This window comes from [Mycoplasma] falconis (genome assembly GCF_006385795.1).
Taxonomy (GTDB): domain Bacteria; phylum Bacillota_I; class Bacilli_A; order Mycoplasmatales; family Metamycoplasmataceae; genus Metamycoplasma; species Metamycoplasma falconis.
In genome coordinates this window covers 80,095-105,542 of the sequence record NZ_VFSS01000002.1, presented here as the reverse complement: position 1 = coordinate 105,542, position 25,448 = coordinate 80,095, and the positions used below count along the sequence as shown (strand labels likewise).

16 protein-coding genes are annotated in these 25,448 nt (G+C 27.0%); 12 read left to right on the top strand and 4 right to left on the bottom strand.

The window, feature by feature from the left end; translation table 4 throughout:
- Positions 1–69 precede the first annotated feature (69 nt).
- From asnS to FJO69_RS06730, 7 genes are all read left to right on the top strand, one after another.
- Positions 70–1,416, top strand: a complete 1,347-nt coding sequence (asnS, locus tag FJO69_RS01065) for an asparagine--tRNA ligase (RefSeq protein WP_140781159.1) — start codon at positions 70–72, stop codon at positions 1,414–1,416.
- Positions 1,417–1,421: 5 nt separating this feature from the next.
- Complete coding sequence (locus FJO69_RS06755; RefSeq protein WP_140781158.1) at positions 1,422–2,429, top strand: glycosyltransferase; 1,008 nt, start codon at positions 1,422–1,424, stop codon at positions 2,427–2,429.
- Positions 2,413–3,054 (top strand): RDD family protein, encoded by a 642-nt coding sequence (locus FJO69_RS06750; protein ID WP_140781157.1) that lies wholly within the window; start codon positions 2,413–2,415, stop codon positions 3,052–3,054. Before FJO69_RS06755 ends, FJO69_RS06750 begins: the two co-directional genes overlap by 17 nt.
- A gap of 117 nt (positions 3,055–3,171) precedes the next feature.
- Entirely contained in the window at positions 3,172–5,397 is a 2,226-nt protein-coding gene (locus tag FJO69_RS06745; protein WP_140781156.1) for an ATP-dependent helicase, read from the top strand.
- The gene (locus FJO69_RS06740) at positions 5,390–6,976 is read left to right on the top strand and encodes an MHO_4530 family protein (RefSeq protein ID WP_140781155.1); all 1,587 of its coding nucleotides are present in this window, start codon (positions 5,390–5,392) and stop codon (positions 6,974–6,976) included. The genes FJO69_RS06745 and FJO69_RS06740 overlap by 8 nt, the downstream gene beginning before the upstream one ends.
- 8 nt (positions 6,977–6,984) lie before the next feature.
- On the top strand, positions 6,985–8,895 hold the full coding sequence (locus FJO69_RS06735) for a M13 family metallopeptidase (protein ID WP_140781154.1): 1,911 nt from the start codon (positions 6,985–6,987) through the stop codon (positions 8,893–8,895).
- 48 nt (positions 8,896–8,943) lie between these two features.
- A complete protein-coding gene (locus FJO69_RS06730) occupies positions 8,944–9,978 on the top strand; it encodes a potassium channel family protein (protein ID WP_140781153.1) in 1,035 nt (344 codons plus the stop codon).
- Positions 9,979–9,992: 14 nt separating this feature from the next.
- Here the strand turns inward: FJO69_RS06730 and FJO69_RS01030 are convergent, their stop codons facing one another.
- Together FJO69_RS01030 and FJO69_RS06725 are read right to left on the bottom strand one after the other, a co-directional pair.
- Positions 9,993–10,892 (bottom strand): nucleotidyltransferase, encoded by a 900-nt coding sequence (locus FJO69_RS01030; RefSeq protein WP_140781152.1) that lies wholly within the window; start codon positions 10,890–10,892, stop codon positions 9,993–9,995.
- Between the two features lie 86 nt (positions 10,893–10,978).
- Complete coding sequence (locus FJO69_RS06725) at positions 10,979–12,379, bottom strand: AEC family transporter (RefSeq protein ID WP_140781151.1); 1,401 nt, start codon at positions 12,377–12,379, stop codon at positions 10,979–10,981.
- A 424-nt stretch (positions 12,380–12,803) separates the two neighbouring features.
- Between FJO69_RS06725 and mnmE the strand changes: the two genes are divergently transcribed.
- The 3 genes from mnmE to FJO69_RS06715 are packed head-to-tail and all read left to right on the top strand — an operon-like array spanning position 12,804 to position 17,542.
- On the top strand, positions 12,804–14,147 hold the full coding sequence (gene mnmE, locus FJO69_RS01020) for a tRNA uridine-5-carboxymethylaminomethyl(34) synthesis GTPase MnmE (protein ID WP_211333776.1): 1,344 nt from the start codon (positions 12,804–12,806) through the stop codon (positions 14,145–14,147).
- Position 14,148: 1 nt separating this feature from the next.
- Positions 14,149–15,495 carry a 23S rRNA (uracil(1939)-C(5))-methyltransferase RlmD gene (rlmD, locus tag FJO69_RS06720; protein ID WP_140781149.1) on the top strand — a complete coding sequence of 449 codons (1,347 nt, stop codon included), beginning with the start codon at positions 14,149–14,151 and terminating at the stop codon, positions 15,493–15,495.
- Positions 15,496–15,508: 13 nt separating this feature from the next.
- A complete protein-coding gene (locus FJO69_RS06715; protein ID WP_140781148.1) occupies positions 15,509–17,542 on the top strand; it encodes an MYPU_1760 family metalloprotease in 2,034 nt (677 codons plus the stop codon).
- 41 nt (positions 17,543–17,583) lie between these two features.
- Here FJO69_RS06715 and FJO69_RS06710 read toward each other — a convergent pair whose 3' ends face one another.
- On the bottom strand, positions 17,584–19,359 hold the full coding sequence (locus FJO69_RS06710; RefSeq protein WP_140781147.1) for an MnuA family membrane nuclease: 1,776 nt from the start codon (positions 19,357–19,359) through the stop codon (positions 17,584–17,586).
- A 54-nt stretch (positions 19,360–19,413) separates the two neighbouring features.
- On the bottom strand, positions 19,414–21,399 hold the full coding sequence (gene uvrB / locus FJO69_RS01000) for an excinuclease ABC subunit UvrB (protein WP_140781146.1): 1,986 nt from the start codon (positions 21,397–21,399) through the stop codon (positions 19,414–19,416).
- Between the two features lie 89 nt (positions 21,400–21,488).
- Here uvrB and FJO69_RS00995 point away from each other — a divergent pair, with 89 nt between their 5' ends.
- Both FJO69_RS00995 and FJO69_RS00990 read left to right on the top strand, forming a co-directional pair.
- Positions 21,489–22,316: a leucine-rich repeat domain-containing protein gene (locus FJO69_RS00995; protein ID WP_140781145.1), complete on the top strand. Its 828-nt coding sequence runs from the start codon at positions 21,489–21,491 to the stop codon at positions 22,314–22,316.
- Positions 22,317–22,399: 83 nt separating this feature from the next.
- Positions 22,400–25,336 (top strand): SMC hinge domain-related protein, encoded by a 2,937-nt coding sequence (locus FJO69_RS00990; RefSeq protein ID WP_140781144.1) that lies wholly within the window; start codon positions 22,400–22,402, stop codon positions 25,334–25,336.
- Positions 25,337–25,448 lie beyond the last annotated feature (112 nt).

The following is a 25,448-nucleotide window of genomic DNA, read 5'->3' as shown; positions in this document are numbered from 1 at the left end:
TACTGGCAAGTTAACAAAGAATTAATAATTAAATATATAATATTTATATTAATTTTAAAAGGAGATGAAATGACAATTAAATACTTACATACTAATGTGGAAAAATTAGTTGAACAACAAGAAATTCAAATTGAAGGATGAGTAGTTTCAAATCGTGGAAACGAAAAAATTAGATTTATTACTATCAACGATGGTTCATCAGTATCTAACATTCAAACTGTTATCAAGGGTCAATTAAATATTGAAGCTCAAACAGACAAAATTAGTTTAGGGGCTTCTATTAAGGTTTATGGAAAATTGCATTTAACACCAGAAGCAAAACAGCCATTTGAATTAGTTGTAGATAAATTAGTTTTATTGAATAATGTCGATGAAGATTTTCCGATTCAAAAGAAAGAAACAACTTTAGACTTTTTAAGAGAAATTCCTCATTTAAGACACAGAACTAACTTATTTAGAGCTGTTATGTTAATTAGAAACAGTTTAATGTTCGAAATTCACAAATATTTCCAAGAACATGACTTTATGAACGTTGCTGCCCCAATTATTACTTCAAATGATGGTGAGGGAGCTGGTGAAACTTTATTAGTAGATGATGAATCAAAAGATTTCTTCTTTAAACAAAAAGCATTTTTAGGAGTTACAGGACAACTGCATGCGGAAGCATACGCAGCTGGTTTTAAGCGTGTTTATACTTTTGCTCCAACATTTAGAGCTGAAAACTCACACACTTCAAGACACCTTGCAGAATTTTGAATGGTAGAACCAGAAGTTGCTTTTTATGATTTAAAAGATATTATCGCTTTAGCTAACGATTTATTAAAAAATGTTATTTCAAATACCTTAAAAAATTATCCTCACGAAATGCAATATTTAGACGGATTAAAAGACGGAGAACTTTTAAATTCATTAAATAAATTTTTAGAAAATGATTTAACTGTTTTAGATTACTCAAAAGCTGTGGAAATGTTAAAAGAGTACAAAGATGAATTTGAAGAAAAAAATATTCATTTTGGTATGGATCTTGCTTCAGAACATGAAAAATTCTTATCTGATAAATTAATTAAAGGTCCTGTTGCTGTTATTAACTATCCAAAAGAATTAAAGGCTTTCTATATGCATCAAAATGATGATAATCAAACAGTAGCCGCATTCGACTTATTAGTTCCTGGTATCGGGGAATTAATTGGCGGTAGCCAACGTGAAGCTAGATATGATAAGTTAGTAAACAGAATGAAAGAACTTTCAATTCCTCTAGAAAGCTTACAATGATATTTAGATTTAAGAAGATTTGGTTACGCTCCATCAAGTGGATTTGGAATCGGTTTTGAAAGACTCGTAATGTATGTAACTGGTATTAGCAATATTAGAGACGTAATTCCTTTCCCAAGAGTTTCTGGATCAATTAAAATGTAGGTTATATGGATAAAAAATTAACATTTATTATTCCTATTTACCACCCAGAAATTGCTGTATCAGAAATTTTTAGAAACTTATACAAACAAACTAACCAAAATTTTGACATTATCGTTTCAATAGACAAACCTACTGACAAAGAATTAAATGCCTTATGTCGCCTACAAGAAACATATAACAATAATTTGAAAGTTATTATTAATACAACTCACCAACATTTAAACAGTGTTATTAAACAATCATTGGAATATGTTAAAACTGAATACACTTACGTTTTATATTCATATACAAGTTTAAAAAGTAAATTTGTCGAAAGTGTTTATGAATTTTTAAATCAAACAGATCAAAGCGTTGATATTTTAAGTTTTGATGGTAATTTAAATGGATTAGTAGGTCATAGATTTTTTGTTGAAAACATTCAACCTAAAAAGGTTTATAACATTAGAGAAAATTTGGGCACTGTTAAAAACGTAGTCCCATTTAGTTTTGCAATAATAACTAAAACCCATATTATTAAAGAAGTTTTTAACACTAATTTAGTTAAAAATTTAAACCATCAATATTCATCTATCTTAACCTACATGTCATTAACTAACGCTAAAACTTTTGCTTATTTAGATACAACATGAGTTAAAGATGAAAACAATAATTTAATGTTGTTTAATGCTAAAAATTTAAGCAAAGAATGAACCTTTATTTTAAACAATGCTAGTGATCCTGAATTTAAAAATGTTTTAGAGTTTGCTAGATTTGTTAACTTTGCATATTACTTTGCTGGATATTTAGGTTTATGTAAATTAAAAAGAAAAGACCCTGCTTTAAAAGTTTTAAATAATTTAAAAAGAATATTATTTGAAGAAGCTTCTTACTATGCTTCTAATTTAAATGAAATTATAAAAAATAATTCTGTATTTAAAGAAAACGTTAAAGTTGTAACTAAATTAATGAACTTATTTGAAAATATAGAAAATTGAAAATACATTTATTCAGCCGAATATGAAAAAAATAAATAAATTAGCTAACTTTTGAATTAGGCTAACTTCTACATTAATTGATTTAATAATATTTTTAGGATTAGCTATTGGTTTTTCTTTTTTAGTATTTGATTATAAAAATGCCAACTACTATAACAAATATACTTATTATCCTTGAGTAATTTTTATGGCATTTTTACCTATTTTATTATGGGTTATAATACCAATAATTTGAAAAGGTAAAACGTTTGGGATGTTTATATGTCGAATAAAAACTATTCCGGAAGATAGTAAGAAAAAACTATCAAAAGCAATATTTGATAGACAAAGATTATTTGCCTTCTTTTGAATGTTTGTATTTTTATCTTATTTAATAATTTCACCCGAAGGCTTTCTACATGCTGCGAGTGGGCAAAAATTAAATTACGGGGAAAAAATAGCGTTCGGATTACCAACCACATTAGCCTCTTTAACAAGCTTTATGCAACTATTTATAATCATTACAAATGCTAAATCTACTCGTATTGGTTGAAACGACAAATTTTCACAAACTTATACAGTTTGAATCAATAAATATGAGTTGGTTGAAAACCCAGATGAAGATATAAAAAACATTATTAAACCAATAAAAAGAGAATTGCCTATTATTAAATTTGAGAATTAACCGCATTTAAGGCGGTTTTTTCTTATATAGGCAACCCTTAACAGAAGCTCTAAAAATTAAAATGTTATAATTTTAACAGGTATTAATTAAAAATAATTAATTTTGTAAAGGAGATTTATGGTTAATTTAAACTTACTTAACGAACAGCAAAAATCAGCTGTTATTTATGACGAAGGCCCTTTAAGAATCATAGCCGGTGCCGGTTCTGGTAAAACAAGAGTACTTACTTATAAAATTGCTTACTTAATAGAAAATCTAGGTATTAAGCCTATGAATATTTTGGCATTAACTTTTTCTAACAGAGCAGCAGCCGAAATGAAACAAAGAGTTTATTCTTTATTAGCAGAATCAAATAACAAAGAATTGCCGACCGTTTCGACTTTTCACGCTATGTGTGCCAAAATTTTAAGAAAAGAAATTCACAATTTTGGTTATAGTAATGATTTTCAGATTTTAGACGAATTAGACCAAAAAGAAATTTTGAAAATCGTTTATTCAGAACTAGATATATCTCAAACCGAATATACTTTTTCAACCATAATCTCTTATATTCAAAATCGTAAAAATGTTTTAATAGATTTTAATAATTTAGAAAAAGAAAAAGACTATGTGGGCAAACCTAGTGATTATTTAACATCAGCTGAATATAACACAGCAAAAATGAAGGAAGAAATTTATCAAAGATATCAAAATCATTTAGAAAGATCTAAATCATTAGACTTTGATGATTTATTAGTTTTTGTTTACCGTTTATTTTACGATCCACAATTTATTAATATAGCTAAAAAATGAGAAAACTTTTTTACTCATATTCTGGTAGATGAATTCCAAGATACTTCAACAATTCAATACTTAATCTTGCAGAAACTTTCAAATAATAAACATTTAACTATTGTTGGAGATCCTGATCAAACTATTTATTCATGAAGAAATGCCGATATTAACATTATCATGAATTTTGATAAAGATTTTACTGACGCAGTTACTGTTAAATTAGAAAAAAACTATCGTTCAAGCAAGAAAATCTTAAAAGCTGCCAACAATTTAATTGCTCATAATGATTTAAGATTAGATAAAAAACTATATACAGATAACGAAGACGGTGATGACATTGAATTTTACTGTGGTTTTAGTGATGAAGCTGAAGCTAGATGAATAGCTAACAAAATTAGCGAACTAAAAAGAAATAGAGTTCAATTAAAAAATATTGCTATTTTATACCGTGTTAATAGTTATTCAAGAGCAATTGAAGAATCTTTAATTAGAGAAAACACCATTTACAAATTATTTGGTTCTATTAAGTTTTATCAAAGAGAAGAAATCAAAGATACTCTTGCTTATTTAAGAGTTATTCACGATGGTTCCGAAATTTCTTTATTAAGAATTATTAATAAACCTTCAAGAAGAATTGGTGAAAGTACGATTGACAAACTTTTAACTTTTGCAAGAAAAGAAAATTTAGATTTATTTACTTGTCTTGAAGAAAAATTTAATGAAATTCAAGCAGAACTTAAAATTTCAATGGAAACCTTAAAAAGAATAGCTGAGCTTATTAACCATATTAGATGAGCTAGAAAGGCTATTGAAACATATCCAATTGATTTAGCTTTAAGAGAATTAATGATTAATAAAATTCACTATTTTGATGAAATTAAAAAGTCAGAAGAAGAATATCAAAATAGAATGGAAAACTTTGAAAGTTTATTAGACGCAATTGCTGAATGACAAAGAAAACATCCTCACGGTACCGTTGATGAATATCTACAAGAAATTACTTTAATAACTGATCGCGATGTCGAAGATGACGCTATGAGCTTTGTTTCTTTAATGAGTGTTCATAACGCTAAGGGATTAGAATTTGATTACGTTTTTATTGCTGGTTTATCTGAAAACGTATTTCCATTAAGAAGAGCGATTTTAATTTCCCCTAATAAAGACTTTACATTTTTAAGAAATAGCGATGAAAAAGAAAACCTAGAAGCACTTGAAGAAGAAAGACGTTTAGCTTATGTCGCTATGACCAGAGCTAAACAAAAACTATTCCTATCATTTTCTGTTGGTAAAAACGGAATGAATAAAAAGAGTAGATTTTTAGATGAAGCCGGTGTTAAAGAAGTTAAAGCTATTAAAACCGCAACAAACTTTTCAATAGCAAACGAAGTTGAAAACGTAGATAACTATCAAATCGGAGACTATGTAACTCATAAAACTTATGGTAAGGGAATTATCATCGATATGGACGGAGATATTTTAGATATTAAATTCGATAGTGATGATAAAAAAATAAGACATATAGCTAAAAATCATAGTGCTATTAAGAAATGAGAAAACGGCAATGAATAATGCCTCTTCAGAAGCAACACAGAATACACAAGCAATGCCTACTGGTTATATTGCTTTATGAATTGTGTTGACAATAATAGCAATGATAGCTATTACCACATTAATAATTTTTGCTTATTACCGAAGACTAAATAAAATTAAAAACAGCTCCGGTTTTTTTGTGTTTGTTATTGAAAAAGACAAAATGCGAATTAAAATTGAAGGCCACAATCGTGTAGAAGACAATTCTTCTTGATTTTTTAAAAAAACTAATTTGCCGCAAGGTCAATGAATAAAATTAGACAGTTTTTTATCTTTATTTAATGAAGATTTTAAAAAGCAAATGTTAGATGTTTTAGCCAATAAAAAAACAGGCGTTCTTAAAACCGATTTAGATAATAAAAACTACATTCATTTTTCTACAAATGTAAAAATAGAAATCAACAATTATGAAGACAATTTAATTAGAGGTCAATTTGCTTGAAAAGATATTGACAAAAGATTAATTAATGTTTTTGAAGAAATTGATTGAGATGATAATTATTTATTAAAAGAAAACAATAAGTATAAAAGTTTAGTTGTTGACATTAAAACCGAATACTATTACGATTATCAAAACATTATCGATAAATTACGTTATTTTGGAACAGAAAATGAAATATACGGCATTAAAGTTTTATTAAAATGAAACAAAATGTTTTTCGTTGTTGAAGAAAAAAAGAAAAAATCTAATGCAACAGAAATTATTTATAAATTAGCTGCTTATATTAAAAACTTTTATTGATTTTATAACAACATTTACACAATAAATGATGAAACAATAAAACTTATACCTCAAAACAATTTAGAACTTTTATTAGACTGATTAAAAGCTCAAAGTGATAAAAACACAAAAGATTTAATAGAAATTAATTCTAACATTTTCCAAGACGAAGATTTTGTTAAATTTGCTGTAATTTATCAAAAAATTAACAACAAAATCAACGAAGAATTAAAACTTGTTAATAAACAACAAATAATTAAAAATTTAACTAATCAAAAAACAGTTATTAAACAAATATCTTACCCACATTACTTTAAACACCTAAATTTAAAGAATAATAAGAACCTTAATAACATGTTTATTTATCACAATTTATATAACAAAATTTATCAAACTATCGCCTGTCAAGAAACTGATTCAACAGTTTTAAAAATTGACGATTTTGTTTTTAATTCAATAGATTTTAAATTAATAGCTAAAATTGCTAAAAAATCACCCACTTTTATTTCCTTAGTTAAATTCTCAGGTTTTAAAAGTTTAAATACTATTAAAAACAATATCACAAATGCTAAGCTAGATAAGAAGATAAACATAGCTATTAATATTGACAAATTAAACAACGATATCATCGAATCAATTGACGAAAAAATCAAGATGATTTGATTAGATAAACAAATAACCTCTAACCTTAATAATCCGGAAACAATTTTATATATTAATGCTTTATTAGAAAAAGCAAATGAAGATAATATTAAGGTTGTTTTTGAACAGTTAGATTATAAAAATTACAGTAAAATATTACTTAAATATAAAAATATAATTTATTACACTCAATAAGGATTTTTATGAACAAAGAATTGATTAAAAAAGACTTTTTCGAAGCTGTTAACGGACAGTGATTAGAAAAAACCAATATTCCTGAAGATAAATACGGAATTGGGAGTTTTAGTAAAATAGCAGACAATCTAGATAAATTAAAAAAGAATTTATTAGAAAAATGATCTGTTAATACTAACGAAATTAGAAACGAAGAAGAACTTCTAGAAATGGTTAAATTTTACAGATTAGCCAAGGATTGAAAAGGTAAAAAAGTTGCCGGAGTTAAACCTATTTTACCTTTATTAGAAGAAATTGAACAACTTCAATCGTGAGAAGATGTTGAAAATAACGCTCAAACATTAGCATACAGAAGATTATTTTTACCGTTCGATATTTCTGTTGATCCAGATTTTAAAGACAGTAAAAAACAAATTGCTAACTTTTCACCAGCCGAAATGATTCTTCCTGAAAAAAGTTATTATGACGATGAAACCAAGAAAAAACAATTATTAGCCGTTTATACTCAAATGATGACCGGCTTATTAACACCTATCTATAAAGATGAAGCAAAGGTTAAAGATTTAATTCAAAAAGCTTTAACTTTCGACGAACTTGTCGCTAAATATAATTTAACAAGCGAAGAAATTGCAAGATATACAGAACTATATCATTTATTACCAATCGAAGAATTTAATGCTCATTCATCAATTTTAAACATTAAAAAAATAGTAGATAAATTAGTTAAAAATGATGTCAAAGAAATGAACGCAGTTTCAGTTAAATATTTAAATAATATTGACAAAATCGTAACTAAAAAATCTTTCGAAAACTACAAAGCAAGATTAATTTTAGACACTGTTTTAACTTACGCTCAATATTTAGACAATCAAAGTCGTGAATTAGCTGGTTTATTTAGAAGAACTTTAAGTGGTGTTCCAAAACCTTATTCAAAAGAAAAATACGCTGTCTCAATTACTGTTGATGGCTTCTTCTCGATGCCATTTGGTTTTTACTACGGAAGAACTTATTTTGGCGAAGAAGCTAAGGCTGACGTTTTAGAAATGGTTAAAGAAATGATTAACATTTACAAAGAAAAACTAAGTGTTAACGAATGATTAGGAAAAGAAACCATCAAAAAGGCTATTACTAAATTGAATAAAATTACACCTCACATTGGTTATCCTTCAAAATTAAACAAACTATACAAAAAATTTGTTGTTAAATCTTATGACGGCTACAACGATTTCTTCATGAACGCTTTAAGATTTACAGAATTAACACAAGAACACAAATACTCTAAATATTTAAAACCAATTGAAAAAGAAGACTGACATATGTCTCCTGCAATGGTTAATGCTTATTTCTCCCCTTCAAGAAATGAAATTGTTTTCCCTGCCGCTATTTTACAAGATCCTTTTTACAGCATTAATAGATCTTCATCAGAAAACTTTGGTGCTATTGGGGTTGTTATGGCTCATGAAATTTCTCACGCGTTCGATAATAATGGTGCTGAATTTGATGAAAACGGTAACATGAACAACTGATGAACAAAAGAAGATAAAAAAATGTTTGATGAGAAAAAAGCAAAAATGATTGAACTATTTGATGGAGAAAGAACTTTTGCTGGTAAATGTAATGGTAAATTAACAGTTTCAGAAAACATTGCCGACTCTGGTGGTCTTTCATGTGCTTATGAAGCTGCTAAATTAAGACCTGAATTTAAAGCTAAAAAATTCTTTACTTCTTACGCTGTAATTTGAAGATCGAAATACCGTGAAAAAATTGCTAAATTATTATTAGATACAGACGTTCATGCTCCTGCTAAACTAAGAGTTAACGTCCAATTAAAAAACTTTGATCCATTTTATGAAGTATACGGAATTACATCAAAAGATAAAATGTATATTCAACCTAAAAAACGGGTAAAAATTTGATAATAAATATAAAGTGGTCTTTAATGACTGCTTTTTATTTATAATAAAATAATGGCAACAGAAATAAAACATACACAAAAAAAATTACAAGATGTAAATTACGTTATTAAAGTTTTATCTTTTACAGCTTGAACAAGTAGAAATTTACCGGAAGAATTAAAAAGTAAATCTAAACGTATTTTGGCTTATCAGATACTTTATACATTAATCGTCGGTTTAGCATGTTGTTTATCATTTTTAGCTTTAATTACACCCGCCAAAGAATGACAAGAACAATGAACTTCTGCAATTAAAGTTTTACAAATAATTGGTTTTTTTACATTTATTGCAGACTATGTATTACATTGAATAACTTATAGTTACTATCACGCTTATAAAAATTCTTACGAACGAGTTACTAGATATGGTTGGTTAAAGTTCTTAATTTCAGGAACAGGTTTATTAATTCTTTTATGTATTTTATCTTCTTTAAACGTTTTAAATTATTTTAAAGCCGGAGCATTTGATGCTAGTGCTACAACAAATCAAGTTTTAAGTAGTTTTAACTTGATTAAAATGTTTAGATTATTAATACTTTTAAAACTATTAAGGCCAATTGAAAATTTATTAAATGTTTTAGATCAAAAAGGAAAAGTTTTATTTTCTGTCTTTATGTTTATTGTTTTAATAATCATTATCTTTGCTTTATTAATTTGAAACAACGAATCAGAATGGTTAAGAGAACAACAAAATAATTGAATTAAAACACACAACACAACAAAAGAATTAGCTGCTGCTAATCCTGAATATCAAGCCTTGTCAAATGGTGTAGTTAAAAACTTTTTAGAGGCTTTATATTTCGCAACAATTACTTTAACAACAATTGGTTATGGTGATTTTGTCCCTCATGCTGTTAATTCAAGAGTTATTGTTATGGTTATTTCTATTTTAGGTATAGCAATAATTGCTATTCCTTCTGGTATTATTGCTGGTTCATTTATGGCCGAATTAAAAGAAAAACAAACTGAAAAAGATGAAGAAAAAAGACATAAACGTGAAAAATTAGAACAAGCACAAGATAAGTTAGAACAAGCAAACAAAAACTAGTAGAAACAAAACTACTAGCTTTTTTTTATTTGTAGCAAAGTATATAAGATAACTCTTTTTATTCTACTATGCGTATATCTTTTTGAAGTGCAAGCTTCGACAAATTCTTCATAAGTTGGCAAATCTATATTTTTTTTAAATAAATTTTCCATTCCTTCACTCATTAAGTGGATTTCCGATAATTCTTGCGGTGTTTTTTCTTTAACTATTTTTTGAAAATCTAAATATTTATCTTCTATTTTAGGATAATCTTTTTTTATTTGAATAGGTATATATTGGCTTACATCTTCATTATTAGCTAACATCTTTCTTATCACAGAAGCAGGAGCATAATTTTCCATACCCATTTCACTATTATGATCTATTGTTCTTTTTATTGTGTCAATTTTAATTGATAAATTATTAAAAATAATATATTTAGCATATTCAAGACCTAAAATATCCGTCGGTATATTTTCTTCACCTATTAGTTGTTTTAAAGATTCATAAGCACTATAAACAAAAGATCTGCCCGTTTTTAATGTTTGTTTTAAAACTTTATTATATATTTCTAAATTGTTTTTTATAGCAGTGGCGGCGTTAACATATTTCTCTGGTTTATCACCATCGGAAGCTCCGAAAATAAGCATATCGATTTCTTTTTTTAAAAGTGTGTTTATGGCACCTTCAGCAAATATATGAGCCGCTTGAGTAGAAGTATAAAAATCTAGCGGTATCACTTCGTCAGCTCCAAATTTTTTAGCTGCTAATGCCCTATCTTCTCAAGACATACATGCTATTTCGCCTCTTTGTACATAATCGCTAGATAAAGCTATTATTAAATAAGAATTTGGATATTTATTTTTAATACTTTCTAATAGATATTTATGTCCTTTGTGAAATGGATTAAATTCTGCTATAACACCTATTTTCATATAAAGAATTTTAATAAAAATCCTGCTAACAAACAGGATTTTAAAATTATTTATTTTTAATTTATATATTATTAACTTTTTATATATTAGACTGCTAGTAGTTCAAAAACCACAACTCCAACAACTAATCAGACAGGAATAAAAATAAAACTTAACATCGTTGAAAGACTACTTACTTGTGCAGTATATTTTTCATGAACCTTAAAATGTTGAGAGTATATAACAACAGTTGTGCCTGGTGGGACTGATCCAGTCATAACTAATACAGCTGCAACTTGTGGTGGTAAATTTTTAGTAATTACAAGAGGTATCATTAAAACCAAAATAAATATCGGAATTAAAACCATTTTAAAAATTAAGAATAGTCAATTTCTTCATTTACAAAACATTTCTTTAATATTAGTTTTAGCCAAAGAAGTTCCAATAACTATTCAGATTAAAGGAGAAATAAGAGAAGCTAAAATAGAAATCGGTTTATATAAATAAGGAACAGTAACTTTTCAATCGAATCATCCTGCTGGTTTACCGTTATAAATTACATAAGCATTTTTAACTTTATCAAAACTAAATCATTCTACAATAGGATGAGTAACATCTGATGGGTTTTCGTGTGGTGTAACCGCATGTCCATAAAGAGTAGAAAAGTTAGGTCCAAATGTAGAAAAACGATCTACTAAAACTCCAGTTTGTAATACTTCTTTTGTATTAGGATCGATGCCATATTGAACTTGAATTTCTATTGGTTTATCTAGAGTTGTAACTGTTGGTCCGGCATGTGGAATAAAATATTGTGAACTTCATAATAATATAGCTATTAGAACCACAATAAATGAAGGGTTTAATAAAGTTTTCTTCATGGTTTTACCAAATTCTTTGCGAGTAAATTTGGCTCCTGAAATAAGAGAAAAAGATAAACCGAATCCTCCGATGTAATATAAAATATTTCAAATACTTAATGAACCTAGTTCTATTCCATTAGGATAGACACCTAAAACTATCGGTGTTGCAAATAGAATATTAGAACCATAAATACACATCAATCATGTAACAAGGTGTTTCTTTTGTAAACTTTCTAAATAAATTGAAGAATTAAATAATTGTTTATTAGTTAATTCTGTTTGATTTTGTCATTTTTCAAAATCGTTTTGAGCTTTTGTTATAACAGATTTAGGCACAGTTTTAGGTAATAATTTAACTCAAACCATAGCTATACCTGTCAAAACAATATAATATACAGCCGATAAACCAAAAACTATAGCGTATATTTTTATATCGCTACCGTCAGCTGTTGTTAGGAAAGAATAAAATGATAGAAAGGGAATTATTACATTAATAATAACTTTCTGTACGGCGCCAGTTGAATGATCGTCTAAAACTTTAAATTTAAATAATAAGAAACCTAATAAAGTTATGACGATTGTAGAAATTATTGCGCCCCATAATCCTGTGTTAGTGATAATACCAACAAACAAACGTGAAGGATTCATTTTTTCTTTACCTTAATTTTGAATTTAAAATCATAAAACCTTCTATCATTATTTGAATAATTAAAATTAGAATTAAGAATATAAAACTTATACTCAATATTAATTGTACAAAAATAAAATAAGTGTGTTTAGATAAATTCTATATTTGTTACCAACTAATTTAAATCAGTTATTATAAAAATACATCAAAAACAAAAAAATGTTAATTGTTTTAAAAGTTATTAACATTAAAAAATATCTTAATTTAAGGTGTTTATTGATAATTTAACATTAAAAACAAGGCTTATTATTTTATTTATATAAACAAACATTTAACTAATAAAAAATCTAATTAATAATAATTAATATATAAATGTATATTTAATTTATATATATTAAATATAACTATATAAAACAATAATAAAAAATAATATAATAATCAATTATGAATATTAACGACACAATAACAGCTATATCTTCAGGAAATATTAATCAAGCTATTTCTATAATCAGAATCTCAGGTCCGGAAGCTATCGAAATTATTAAAAAAATATATACAGGTAAAATAGGTGAAGATAAAACTATAACATATGGAAATATAGTTGATCCTCAAACAAATAAAGTTATCGATGAAGTATTAGTTAATTTTTTTATTGGAAATAAAAATTATACCGGTGAAGATACAATAGAAATAAATGCACACGGTGGAATTATTGTAACTAATAAGATTCTTAATTTAATAATTGGTAATGGTGCTAGGTTAGCCGAAAAAGGCGAGTTTACTAGAAGAGCTTTTTTAAACGGAAAAATATCTTTAGATAAAGCAGAAGCTATCAATAATTTAATTCATGCCAAAACTAATAAACAAGCAGAAATAGCTATTCATCAATTTAATTACAAAGACGAGAAATTAATTGAAAAACTAGAAGATGAACTTTTACAGATTATTTCTATAACAGAAATTAATATTGATTATTCTGATTATAACGACATAGAACAAATGGATAAAAATAAATTAAAACAATTAGTTAATAATTTGATAAAAAAAATAGATGTCGTTATTCAACAATCAGAAAATGCAAACGACATTTATAATGGTATACCTATAGCTATAGTTGGAGAACCTAACACAGGTAAATCTTCTCTTTTAAACGCTTTACTAGGTAAAGAAAAAGCGATTGTAACTAATATTCCTGGTACAACCAGAGATATTGTTGAAGGAGAATTTGATATTAACGGTATAGTATTTAAATTAATAGATACAGCCGGAATAAGAGAAACAGAAGATCTAGTAGAGTCAATCGGAATTGAAAAATCTAAAAAAGCAATTGAAGAAGCAAGGATTGTTGTCCATTTGGTAGATTATGATAACCAAGACAGTGAAGAAAATTTAGCTATTAAAGATTTAGCTAAAAACAAAGAATATATTGAAGTTATTAATAAAGCCGACTTATTAAGCAAAGAACAAAAAAGTAATACTAATAAAATTATTATTTCAGCTAAAAATCAATATCTTTGAGAACTAAGAAACGCTTTAGTAAAAAAATATAATAACTTTGATATTTATAGCGAAAACATAATTTACAACACAAGAAAATTAGGTCTTTTAAAAGAAGCTAAAAACGCTTTATTAGAAGCTAATGAAGGTATAGATAATGGTTTTGGACCTGAAGTTGTTATTTTGGATTTAAATAAAGCGTGAATGAATTTAAGACAAATTTTAAATAAAGAACACGATAACGAAGCTTTATTAGATAATATATTTTCTAAATTTTGTTTAGGTAAATAAAATGTATAAAGTTAATGAAATAATAAAAGATGTTTTGATTGAAGAATTGAGCTATGAAGGTTATGGTGTTTTTAGAGGTGATAAATCATCCAATCAGGTTTTGTTTGTCGATAATGCCTTACCTAATCAAAAAGTAGATGTCAAAATATATTGAGCTAATAAACAAATAGCATTCGGAGAACCTATTAGCCAAACTATAATAAAAGAAAATTTGAATAATGATTATAACGAAGCATTATATAAATCTATGGCAGCACCGCTACTTCCATATACTTATGAAGAACAATTAAAATTTAAATTTGATATTTTAAATAATCTTGTTAAAAGGAATTTACCAGAAGAAGTTGTTGTAGAAAATATAGTCGCTTCTAAAAAAGAAACTCACTACCGTAATAAAATAACCTTACAAGTTGAAAAAACCAATAATAAATACATTTTTGGTTTTTATAAAAAAAGAACACACAAATTAATAGAACAACCGGAATTAACACTAGCTAATGAAGAAATGTGTAAGGCTTTTGAAAGTTTTAAAAAATTTATTAACAATAACAAAATTAACTTAAACATAAATAAAGTTACTTTTAGATATAGTCAAGCAGTCGATAAAATACAAATAATTTTTGATTTAAATAATCAAGATGAATCGGCAAGCAACAAAATAAAAGATATATTTAATTGAATTGATAATTTAGAAAATATAGTTATTTGTTTTAAAGAAAAAATATTAGTAGTTTTAGATAGAAATAATAAATTGAATAAAAACTGACTAGAGTATAAATTAAGAGATAAAAAATTTATTGTTTCATGAGATTCGTTTTTTCAAGTAAATGATTTTGCAACAGAAGATTTATATGATTTAGTTAAAAAGGAAATTAAAGATCAAAGAAATATAATTGATGCTTATTCTGGTGTTGGTTCAATCGGTATTTATATTGGCAATGACAATTCAAAAATTTATTTAATTGAAACAAATAAAAATGCATCCATTAATGCTTGTAAAAATATAGAAATAAATAATTTAGATAAAAATAAAGTTTTTTCTATAAACGCTAAAACAGAAGATATATTAAGAAATGCCGAAATTGCTAAACAGCACGGTATAAATGTTAATAAAATAGATACTATAATTTTTGATCCACCACGTTCAGGTATAGAAGGCAACACACTTAATACTGTTATAGAAGCTAATATTAAAAAAATAATTTACGTTAGTTGCAACCCACATACTTTAGTCAGAGATTTAAAAATATTAAGTAATAACGGTTATAAAATTAAAAAAATTACACCGGTCGATATGTTTCCACAAACCGCTCATGTAGAAGCTGTTGCTGTTATTTATAAAGATTAATTAAGGAGGAGAAATGGAAGAAAATCAAAAACCAGTTAAAAAAGATAAGTTCCCTCTTTGAGCTATATTATTAATAATATTTTTATTTATAACTGTAATCGGAGCGATAGGAGCAGTAGTTTTTCTTTTTTTAGGTATTGATGCAAGGTTTGATCATGTATCTATCATAAATAATGATGTTGAAGCCAGAACATATAATGCTAAATTAATGGAAAGGAATCAAAAAGTAATAAAAAACCCAGAATATAAATATGGAGATTTGACGATTATTGAATATCCATACGCTAAGGATGAAGAAAATAATTTAATTTATTATTTAGGTGAAGAAGGCAGAAAACTTTTAAGCGATCAATTTAGAAAAAGAGCTAACTTCGGACCTGAAATCGATGCCTTAACAACCGTTTATATAAATCGAGAAATACCAAGTAGTGATCATCATGATTCGGTTAATGGGGTTTATTATCCACATATTGGCGAAATATATTTAAATTTAAATTCAATTATTAAATTAGGTCCTAAGATAATAAATGATTGACCATTAGAAAAAAGAGTAGAAGCTATTTTAAGTGTCTTAGTTCACGAATATACTCACCACATCGATAACGTTTACGATACAAGTGTCAAAGAAAATGATCCTTATGCTTCTAGTGAATTAGAATATAAATTAAATTCAGACGGCAAAGCAAATGTAGTTAATGCTAAATTCTTAGAAAGATTTAAAGAAGCACTTAAATTTAATCGCCCTGCTAATTATAAAGACTATTTAAAAACACCAATAGCCTTTAATGTTGTTGATGATGAAAGACCTATTTTTAAGGATTATAGTTCCTACGATCTATTTAATTATGCTAATAATTGAGAAAAAAACTGAACCAAAGAAGAGTTAGAAAGATATAAAGCATTAGAATTAAAACTACTTATCGGCAATTATTATTTTAATAACACTTTAAATAATGATGTTAGATTTAGTTCTTCAATAAGCAGAAAAAATATTTTATATCAATATTCTTTTGAAGAGCTAGTACCAAGAGAACTGCTAAAAATGTCATTCACTTCTACTAATATGAATTTTAAAAATTCTAGAGGTAAATTAAAACCAATTTATAATGGCGACGAAGAATTAAACCCTTTTGAAAATTATTTATATTTTAAATTACCAATTACGGATTCGATTTATTTAACAGCAATTGGGGATGATGATTTTAAAATGTTTGGATTACTTGAACCAGCTTCTTGACAAAAAGACGGTAAACCATATCATAACTATACAGCTTTTAATACTGATTGAGTTTTTGATGAGCAATTATCAATTTATTTAAACGCTAATAATCAAAGACCTTTTGCCGAAATTGTAAAAAAACAACCGAATAAATATTTATCTTTATTATTTGAAGCATATTTAGATTTAATGGGCTATAGACAATTAATAAGTTTTGCTGCAGTAGATAATTCTAATTGGGTTTCAGATAAAACAAATAATTTAAAAGGTAGAACAGATTTATTAAAATTTGGTGGTTATTTAAATTTAGATGATAAACAATTAGAAGCTGTTAAAAACAACGCCAAAACAGCTTTCATAATTGAAAATAACAATGTTCAAAAACAATTAGATATTCATACTTTTAACTTTAACTATATAGCTAAACAAAAATGAAATTCTAAATATGATGAAACAGGATCAAACACTTATAGCGAAACTGATTTATATCAAAATGATGAAAATTATACTTATGTAAGTTATGTTACTGATCCATTCGATAAAAAAGACTTCTTAGGTAAATCAACATCAGGTTTATTTGATATAACTTTATGAATTGATAAAAACAATAACAACATTGTTGAAGAAGATGAAAAATTTGAATTATTAAATAATGCCGAAGGACAAAAATACTACGGCTTACAAGAACAAAATTCACGCAATATAACCTCTTATCGTTCTGTTTATTCTTTAACAAATATACCAAACATATCAAATAAAGATTACAGCTATCAAATTCAAATTGCAAACAAAAATAATAAAAATTATTTAGAAATTAAACAATATTAAAAACACCGTCTTTAAAGCGGTGTTTTAGTATTAAGAAATATTTAATTATTTAGGTAATCGATATAACCACCAACTAAGGTGTGATCGCTCAATGAAGTACCGTTTCTAAGTGATTCGGTTTTTTCAACTGCAATATCATATTTTTTAAATAAATCAATTCAGTTGTTATTCCTTTTAACTTTATATAAATCAAAAACAAAACCATTGTATGTATTAAATTCTGATTTATAAAAAAGCTTATCGTATTGTTGTGAATAACCGCCCGATGTATTAAGTGACGAATTTCAATTAGAAGTATCTTTTAATAAAGCATAATAATTATTTTTCATTGAAGCAAATGCTGAGTTTTGATTACCTGTTCTTATATTGGTATCTCCTCCGAAATAAATATTAGATTGTGGACCGTCTATTGAATCAAAATAATCTAAAACATTTTTTAAATGATATGCTTCTGAAATTTCTTGGTTCCCTTGCGATTTTATAGATTTAAAATCGTATTCACTTGTCTTTTTTTCACCTGGTGAATCAAAGTGATCAAAAACAAAAGTCATTTTTTTATGAGGAGCATAGTTTAAAGCAAATTTAACCCCGTAAGGAGGTCTTACGTAATAATAATCTAAGTCAGATTTATAACCCTTAAAACTTTGAGTATAACTATAACCTATTTTACCGTTGTCAAAAGCTTCCGGAGTTAATTTATTAAAGTTATATATTATAGCAACATGTTCTCCTTGTCTTGTACCAGCATAAGGACCTTTTAAATGATCTGAAATTATATATTTAAATTGATTCTTATGAATTTCGTTCATTGTTTTAACCAAAGATTTTATAGCGTATTCATCCTTAACTTCGGTAATACCAATTAAATCTAAATTTAAATGAGACATCACAACCGCGGCTCTTTTTCTTTTTATATCATTAGTATCGTTTCCATTTATATTTAAAAGATTTCAATGCCCTCATTTAACGGTTTTTGTTGGACTTAATTTTTCTGAATATTTATAAGCGGAATTATTACCAATTGAAAAATCTACAGAGTATTGTTTATATAAAAATTCCGGTATTTCTGGTTTTTTAATTTCATCTTCTTTTGAAGGTTTCGTAGGTTCTTCATCTTTTTTATCGTCAGATTGATCATTAGAATTATTATTTTGATTATTTTCTGGCTCTTTTTGAGGTTCTTCTTGTTTTGGTTCTTCTTTTTGAGGTTCATCTTGTTTTTTTACAGCTAAATCATCTTTTTTAAATTCATAATTAACTATTTCAGAAACCTTATTATCTTTTTTAACTTTTAAAGAAAATTTAATTTCGTTTTGAAAGTTTTGAAAATCAAATACTTCATAAGTATAGCCATCTTCTAATAATTCTATTAAAAGATTTTTATCTGTTAAATTTGCTTTATCGTCCGTGTTAATAGCAACTTTAATATTTTTTGCTAAATAATTTAAATATCTATTATTTACAAAATATTTATAGTTATAACCTTTGACAAAATAAATATCTTTTGTCGATAAAAGATAATTTATATTAATTGTTGATTTATCTTCTTGTTGGTTATATTCTTCTGAAGCAGAAATAACTTTTAAAGGTAAATCTTCTTTGTTAACAATATTTAAATTTGTTTTATTCAAATTTAAAAAGGTTTTGGTTGAATTGCTTTTAGGATTAAATTTATTGATATTATTTATTAAAATTTTTATATCTAAGGATTTTTGATCTAAATTATTTTCTTTGTTTTCAAAACAAGAAACAGTTATTAAAGGCGTTGTAATTACAATTGATCCAACAGTTAAAAAAGCTTTGCTAATTTTGTTCATATTTAAATTATAAAAGATTAAACGCAGCTAAATAAAAAAACGGGATTGCCGTTTTTATTTGTATTTATCTAAATTATCTAAATCAACGCCTATTTCATATAAATAATCTCTAATTTTAATAGCCTCTTCATATTTATTATCTTTGGCGTAATCTTGCATACTTTCAATTAGTTTTTTAACCAATTTCTTGTTATTTTTAACCTTAGCTTTTTCAAGTAAGTATTCATCTTCATCAATACTATCTCAATTTTGAATAGGTGGAGCCACAGGTTTAATAATTGTTTTAGGAACAATATTATTTTCAAGATTATATTTAGTTTGTATTTCTCTTTTATATTTATTATCTTCAATTGTTTTTTTCATAGCTTCAGTTATTTCATCTGCATAAAAAATAACTTTTCCATGGTCGTTTCTTGCGGCACGACCGACTATTTGAATTAAACTGGTTGTGTTTCTTGAAAAACCTCTTTGATCAGCATCCAAAACACATATTAAACTTACCTCAGGTAGATCTATTCCCTCACGTAGCAAGTTAATTCCAATAACAACATCAAACTTCCCTGTTCTTAAACCTTTTAATATTTCATTGCGTTCAAATATTTTAAAAGATTCGTGAATGTAAGCCGATTTAATCTTGTGTTCTTGTAAATATAGAGACAACTCTTCGGCACTAGCCTTTGTTGTCGTTAAAATTAACGTTCTTTCGTTTTTATCTATTTGCTTTTTAATATGATCGTAAATTCTTTGAATTTGACCTTCTTTAGTTTCTATTTCAATAATAGGGTCGACTAAACCTGTTGGTCTAATTATTTGTCTTATAACTTCGTTGTTTGCTTTTTCCAATTCATATTCAGCAGGTGTTGCTGACATATAAATCTTATTGTTTTTAAAACTTTCATATTCGTGAAACATTAAAGGTCTATTATCTAAACAAGAAGGCAATCTAAAACCATAATTAACTAGGCTTTCCTTACGAGCTCTATCACCATTGAACATACCTCTAATTTGTGGAATCATCAAGTGACTTTCGTCTACAAAAATAACTGCATCTTTTGGTAAATAATCAAATAAAGTATAAGGTCTCTCCCCTGGTTGACGCCCGTCAACATAACGAGCATAATTTTCCATCCCGTTAACGTAGCCAAACTCTTTTATAGAATCAATGTCGTTGTATACACGATCGCTAATTCTTTGAGCTTCTAAAAGTTTATTATTTGCTTTAAAATCGGCTATAACACCATTTAATTCTTCTTCAATCATATTACACATTTCAAAACGATCTAAACCACTTAAAGTATAAGTTGTAGCAGGGAAGACAACTAAAGCTGGTAATTTTTTAAATACATCTTTGGTTAATGGGTCAACAAACGAGATTTGATCAATTTCATCATCAAAAAAAGTAATTCTAATATTGTAATCAAGATTGTAACCAGGGCAAACTTCGATTAAATCACCCTTAACAGTAAAATCACCTCTATTAATTTCTCCGAAATGTCTTGTATAACCCATTTTAACTAAGGCAGATATTATTTCATCTCTTTTTACTTTTTGATTTTGTTTAATTGTTAAAAAGTTTTTTTCGTATTCAGAAGGATTAAATTCACCATAAATTGCAGCCACAGAAGCAACAACAATTGTATCTCTTCTTGTTAATAAAGAGTTAATTGCAGACATTCTCATTGCTGCTAATTGCTTGTTATTGGCAGAAGATTTTTCGATGTATAAATCTTTTTTAGGTAAATAAGCTTCCGGTTGGTAATAATCAAAATAAGAAACAAAATATTCGACTGAGTTATTGGGAAACAGCTCCTTAAACTCACTATATAACTGACTAGCTAAGGTTTTATTGTGAGAAATTATTAACGCTGGTTTATTTATTTCATTAATAACAGAAGCGGCGGTAAAAGTTTTACCTGAACCCGTTACTCCAAGTAAAACTTGATGTTTTTTATTTTGTTTTAAACCTTCTACTAATTGCTTAATGGCTTTTGGTTGGTCGCCGGAAGGTTTGTTAGGTGATATAAGTTCAAAATTATTCATATTTAATATTTTAACATCTAAAATATTTGCTTAGTTAATAGGGTCAAATAATGAGTTTGTTTTTATAACAAAATGGTAAAATTATAGCTATGAAAAAAAATAAGATATTTTTATTAGGTTCTTTAAGTGCGATTTCAACTCTAGCCCTACCAATTGCTGCTGTTTCTTGTGGTGGCGAAGCTACAAACAGCACAGTTGAAGATTATTTATTAAATGACTTTAAATTAAGTTCAAAAACTTTAAATTTAACTGATGAAAAAATGACCGAAATTCCACAAGCTTTATTTTCATATGTAAATATCAAAAGACAAATGGAAGTTAGTCAAAAAGGATTAAGAGCTAAAAACGTTATAGCAGCAAGCGGAATTAGCAATATAGCTCAAATTAATTTACCAAAAACTTTAACTCATATTCAAAATGGAGCTTTCGAAGGTCTTTCTTCAGTTACTGTCATTAACTTTAATGAGGCAGACTTGCTATATATTGGAGATAATGCTTTTAAGGGTACATTTGCACCAAAAAGTGATTCTTTTGAAGGTTTTAAACTTACTTTACCATTGACTGTAAGCAACATCGGAAGTTATGCTTTTGCTCAAAACTCATTAATGTCAGTTAACCTTGCTGAATTAAAAGATCTAAAAGTTTTACGTAATGGGGTTTTCGCTAATAACTTATTAACTGAATTAGATCTAGCTAACATTGAAGAAGTTGAAGATTATGCTTTAGCAAATAATAAATTTGAAGCTTTAACAATTCCTGCAAGCGTTCTTGAATTTAGCCCTAAGGCTTTTGATTATAATAATGCACCAAAAGATGCGGTTAAAGTTAAACTAACAGTTTTAAATGAAAACTTAAAGAATTACCTAAAAGAAGAACTTGTAAAAAACCCAAATCACTTATATACAATAGTTGAATAATTTTATAGGTTATCGTTGATAACCTATTTTATTTTTATTTATTATAATATTAATATTACGCAAACCTAGAGGAGGGTAAAATTATGAAATTAATTCAAGTAGAAGCTCACGGTTTTAAATCTTTTGCTGACAAAGTTTCTTTAAAATTTGACGGTGGAGTTTTTGCTATTATTGGACCTAATGGTTCTGGTAAATCTAATATTAATGATGCAATTAGATGAGTTTTAGGAGAAACAAGTTCTAAGGTTTTAAGAGGAGATAACATGGAAGATGTTATTTTCTCAGGTTCTAAAACTGAAAAAGAAATGAATAGAGCAGAGGTTATTTTAACTTTTGATAATAGAGATAGAGGATGTAATATACCTCATGACTTTTTTACCATTTCTCGTGTTTTAACAAGAGGAAAGGGAAGTAATGAATATTACATTAATGGCGAAATAGCAAGACAAAAAGATATTAAAGAAATAGCGATGCAAAGTGGTATTTCAAAATCTTCATTAGCTATTATTGGTCAAGGAACTATTGCGGACATTGCCGAAGCTACACCAGAAAGAAGAAGAGAAATTTTTGAAGAAGCTTCAGGTACTTCAATGTATCGTGTAAGAAAAATTGAATCACAACGTAAACTAGAAAGAACTCAAGAAGCATTGGATAAAATTTCTATTTTAGTAGAAGAGTTAGAAAAAAGATTAAAACCATTACAAAGACAAGCTGAGAAAGCTAAAGTTTATCGTGCCAAAAAAGCACAACTAAAAGATGTTGAAGTGAGCTTATTGGTTCATGATTTTATCGATTACTCAAATCGTTTAGAACACTTAGAAAAAGAAACAAAAGGCTTTGAATTACAAAAAGAAAACCTTGAGGCTATTGTTCAAAAATACACTAATTTAGGTTTACAAAAATCAGAATTAATTAATCAATTAGATGAAAGTATTTCTAATTTAAATAAAGAAATTTCTAAATTAACCGACGAGCTTAATGCTTTAGAAATTAGAAGAGCTAAAGAAGATCAACACCGTGAAATGTTGCTTTCAGGTCAAATTGTAGCAACCGAACAACAAAAGAAAGAAGCCTTAAAAGAAAAAATAGTTGAAACTAATTCTACTATTGCTGTTTATAGTGATTTTATTAACAAAAAAACCAACGAAGCCGATCAACTTAAAAAAGAAGCTGAAAAATACTTTACTTTAATTCAAAAAGAAAGAAATATTATTGAAAACGATACCCATAAATTGAATAAAATCAAATCTAAATTAGATGTTATTGAAGATATGAGATCAAACAAAAATAACTTAGCTAAAGGAACTGCTAACGTTGTTGAAAATAAACATTTATTTAAAGGCTATAAAGCTTTGGTTAAAGAATTAATTAAAGTAGATGCGCAATATGCATTAGCTATTGAAACTATTTTAGGTGGAGCTGTGCAACACATTGTTGTTGATACACCTGACACAGCAGTTGCTGCTATTAATTTCTTAAAAAATAATAATGGTGGTAAGGCTACATTCATTCCCTTATCTTCTATTCAACCAAAAAGAGTTAACGAACAACACATTGTTGTAGCTCAAACTCAAAAAGGTTTTTTAGGTATAGCTGCCGATTTGGTTTCTATTGATAAAAATATTGATGTTTTAAAAAGATTTTTACTTGGAAACATTTTGGTTTGCGACAACATCGAAAATGCTTCTCGTATTTCACAATTATTAGAAAAAAGATATATGGTTGTTACATTAGATGGAGACATTATTAGAGTTGGCGGAGTTATGACTGGCGGTCAAACTACACAAAATGTTTCTACATTTAATCTTCAAAACCAAATTGAAGAACTTAATAAATTAATCCCTCAATTACAAGCAAATATTTCTTTACATACAAGCCAATTAAATAATTTTAACCATGAAAGAGAAAAGAATATTTCACTATATTCAAACATAATTTTAGAAATTAACAATTATAAAAACAAACTAACCGTTGCTCAAAATACAGCAGACGAATTATTAAGACAATTTAAAACAATTTCTGATGAAATTTTAGAAGCTGATCAAAATATTAATTTTGAAAATAAAATTCAAACACTTCTTACAAATATTAGTGATTTAAAAACTAAAAAAGAATCGCAAGAAGAAATGTTTAAAACATACAAAAAAGAATTTTTTGATATCAATACAGCCAAAACAGAAGCTAGTGCCGAACTTACAACTTTATTAAGTGAAAACACTAGAAAAATGGTTGAAAAAACTAATGCTGAAACTAGAATTCAAACCGCTAAAGAAAGACTTTCAGAAGAATACGGAATGTTGTTTGAAACAGCTAAACAACAATACAATCCTGAAATAGACTTTAAAATAGCAAGAGAACTTGTAAACAGCTTGAAACAAGATATTCGTGAATTAGGGCACGTTAATGAAGATGCTATAACAGAACTTCAAGAAGTGGAAACAAGATATAAAGAAGTTAAAGCACAAGACGAAGAAATAAGAGCTGCAAAACAAACTATCGAGGAAGCTATTGACGAATTGGATAAATTAATTATTCAAAAAATTACTCAAACAGTAGATCTAGTTAACGCCGAATTCAAACACGTTTTTGCTAAAATGTTTGGTGGCGGAATGGCTGAAATTAGATACACTAATCCTGAAAACTTACTTGAAAGTGGGATTGATGTTATTGCTCAACCTCCCGGCAAATCAATTAAGAATTTAAAACTATTTTCAGGTGGAGAAAAAGCCCTTATTGCTATTTCATTACTATTTTCAATTTTAAAAGCTAAACCTCTTCCTTTATGTATTTTAGATGAAGTAGAAGCCGCTCTTGACGAAGCGAACGTTATAAGATTTGCAGAATTTTTACAAAGTTTAAAAGATGACACTCAATTTATCGTTATTACCCATAGACAAGGAACGATGGAAAGAGCAGATAAGCTTTACGGAGCAACAATGCAGAAACGTGGTGTTACAACATTCTTTAGCGTTTCACTAGACGACGCAAGAAAAATGGTTGAAGAAAATAATAAAAATTAATATTAATTAATATTTTAAAATATAATTTTTATAAACTCTGTTAGCGAATTTCAAAAGAATATATTCTCCTTGAAAGGGAACAAAAAACAATCGGCAAAGAAAGCGACCGGTT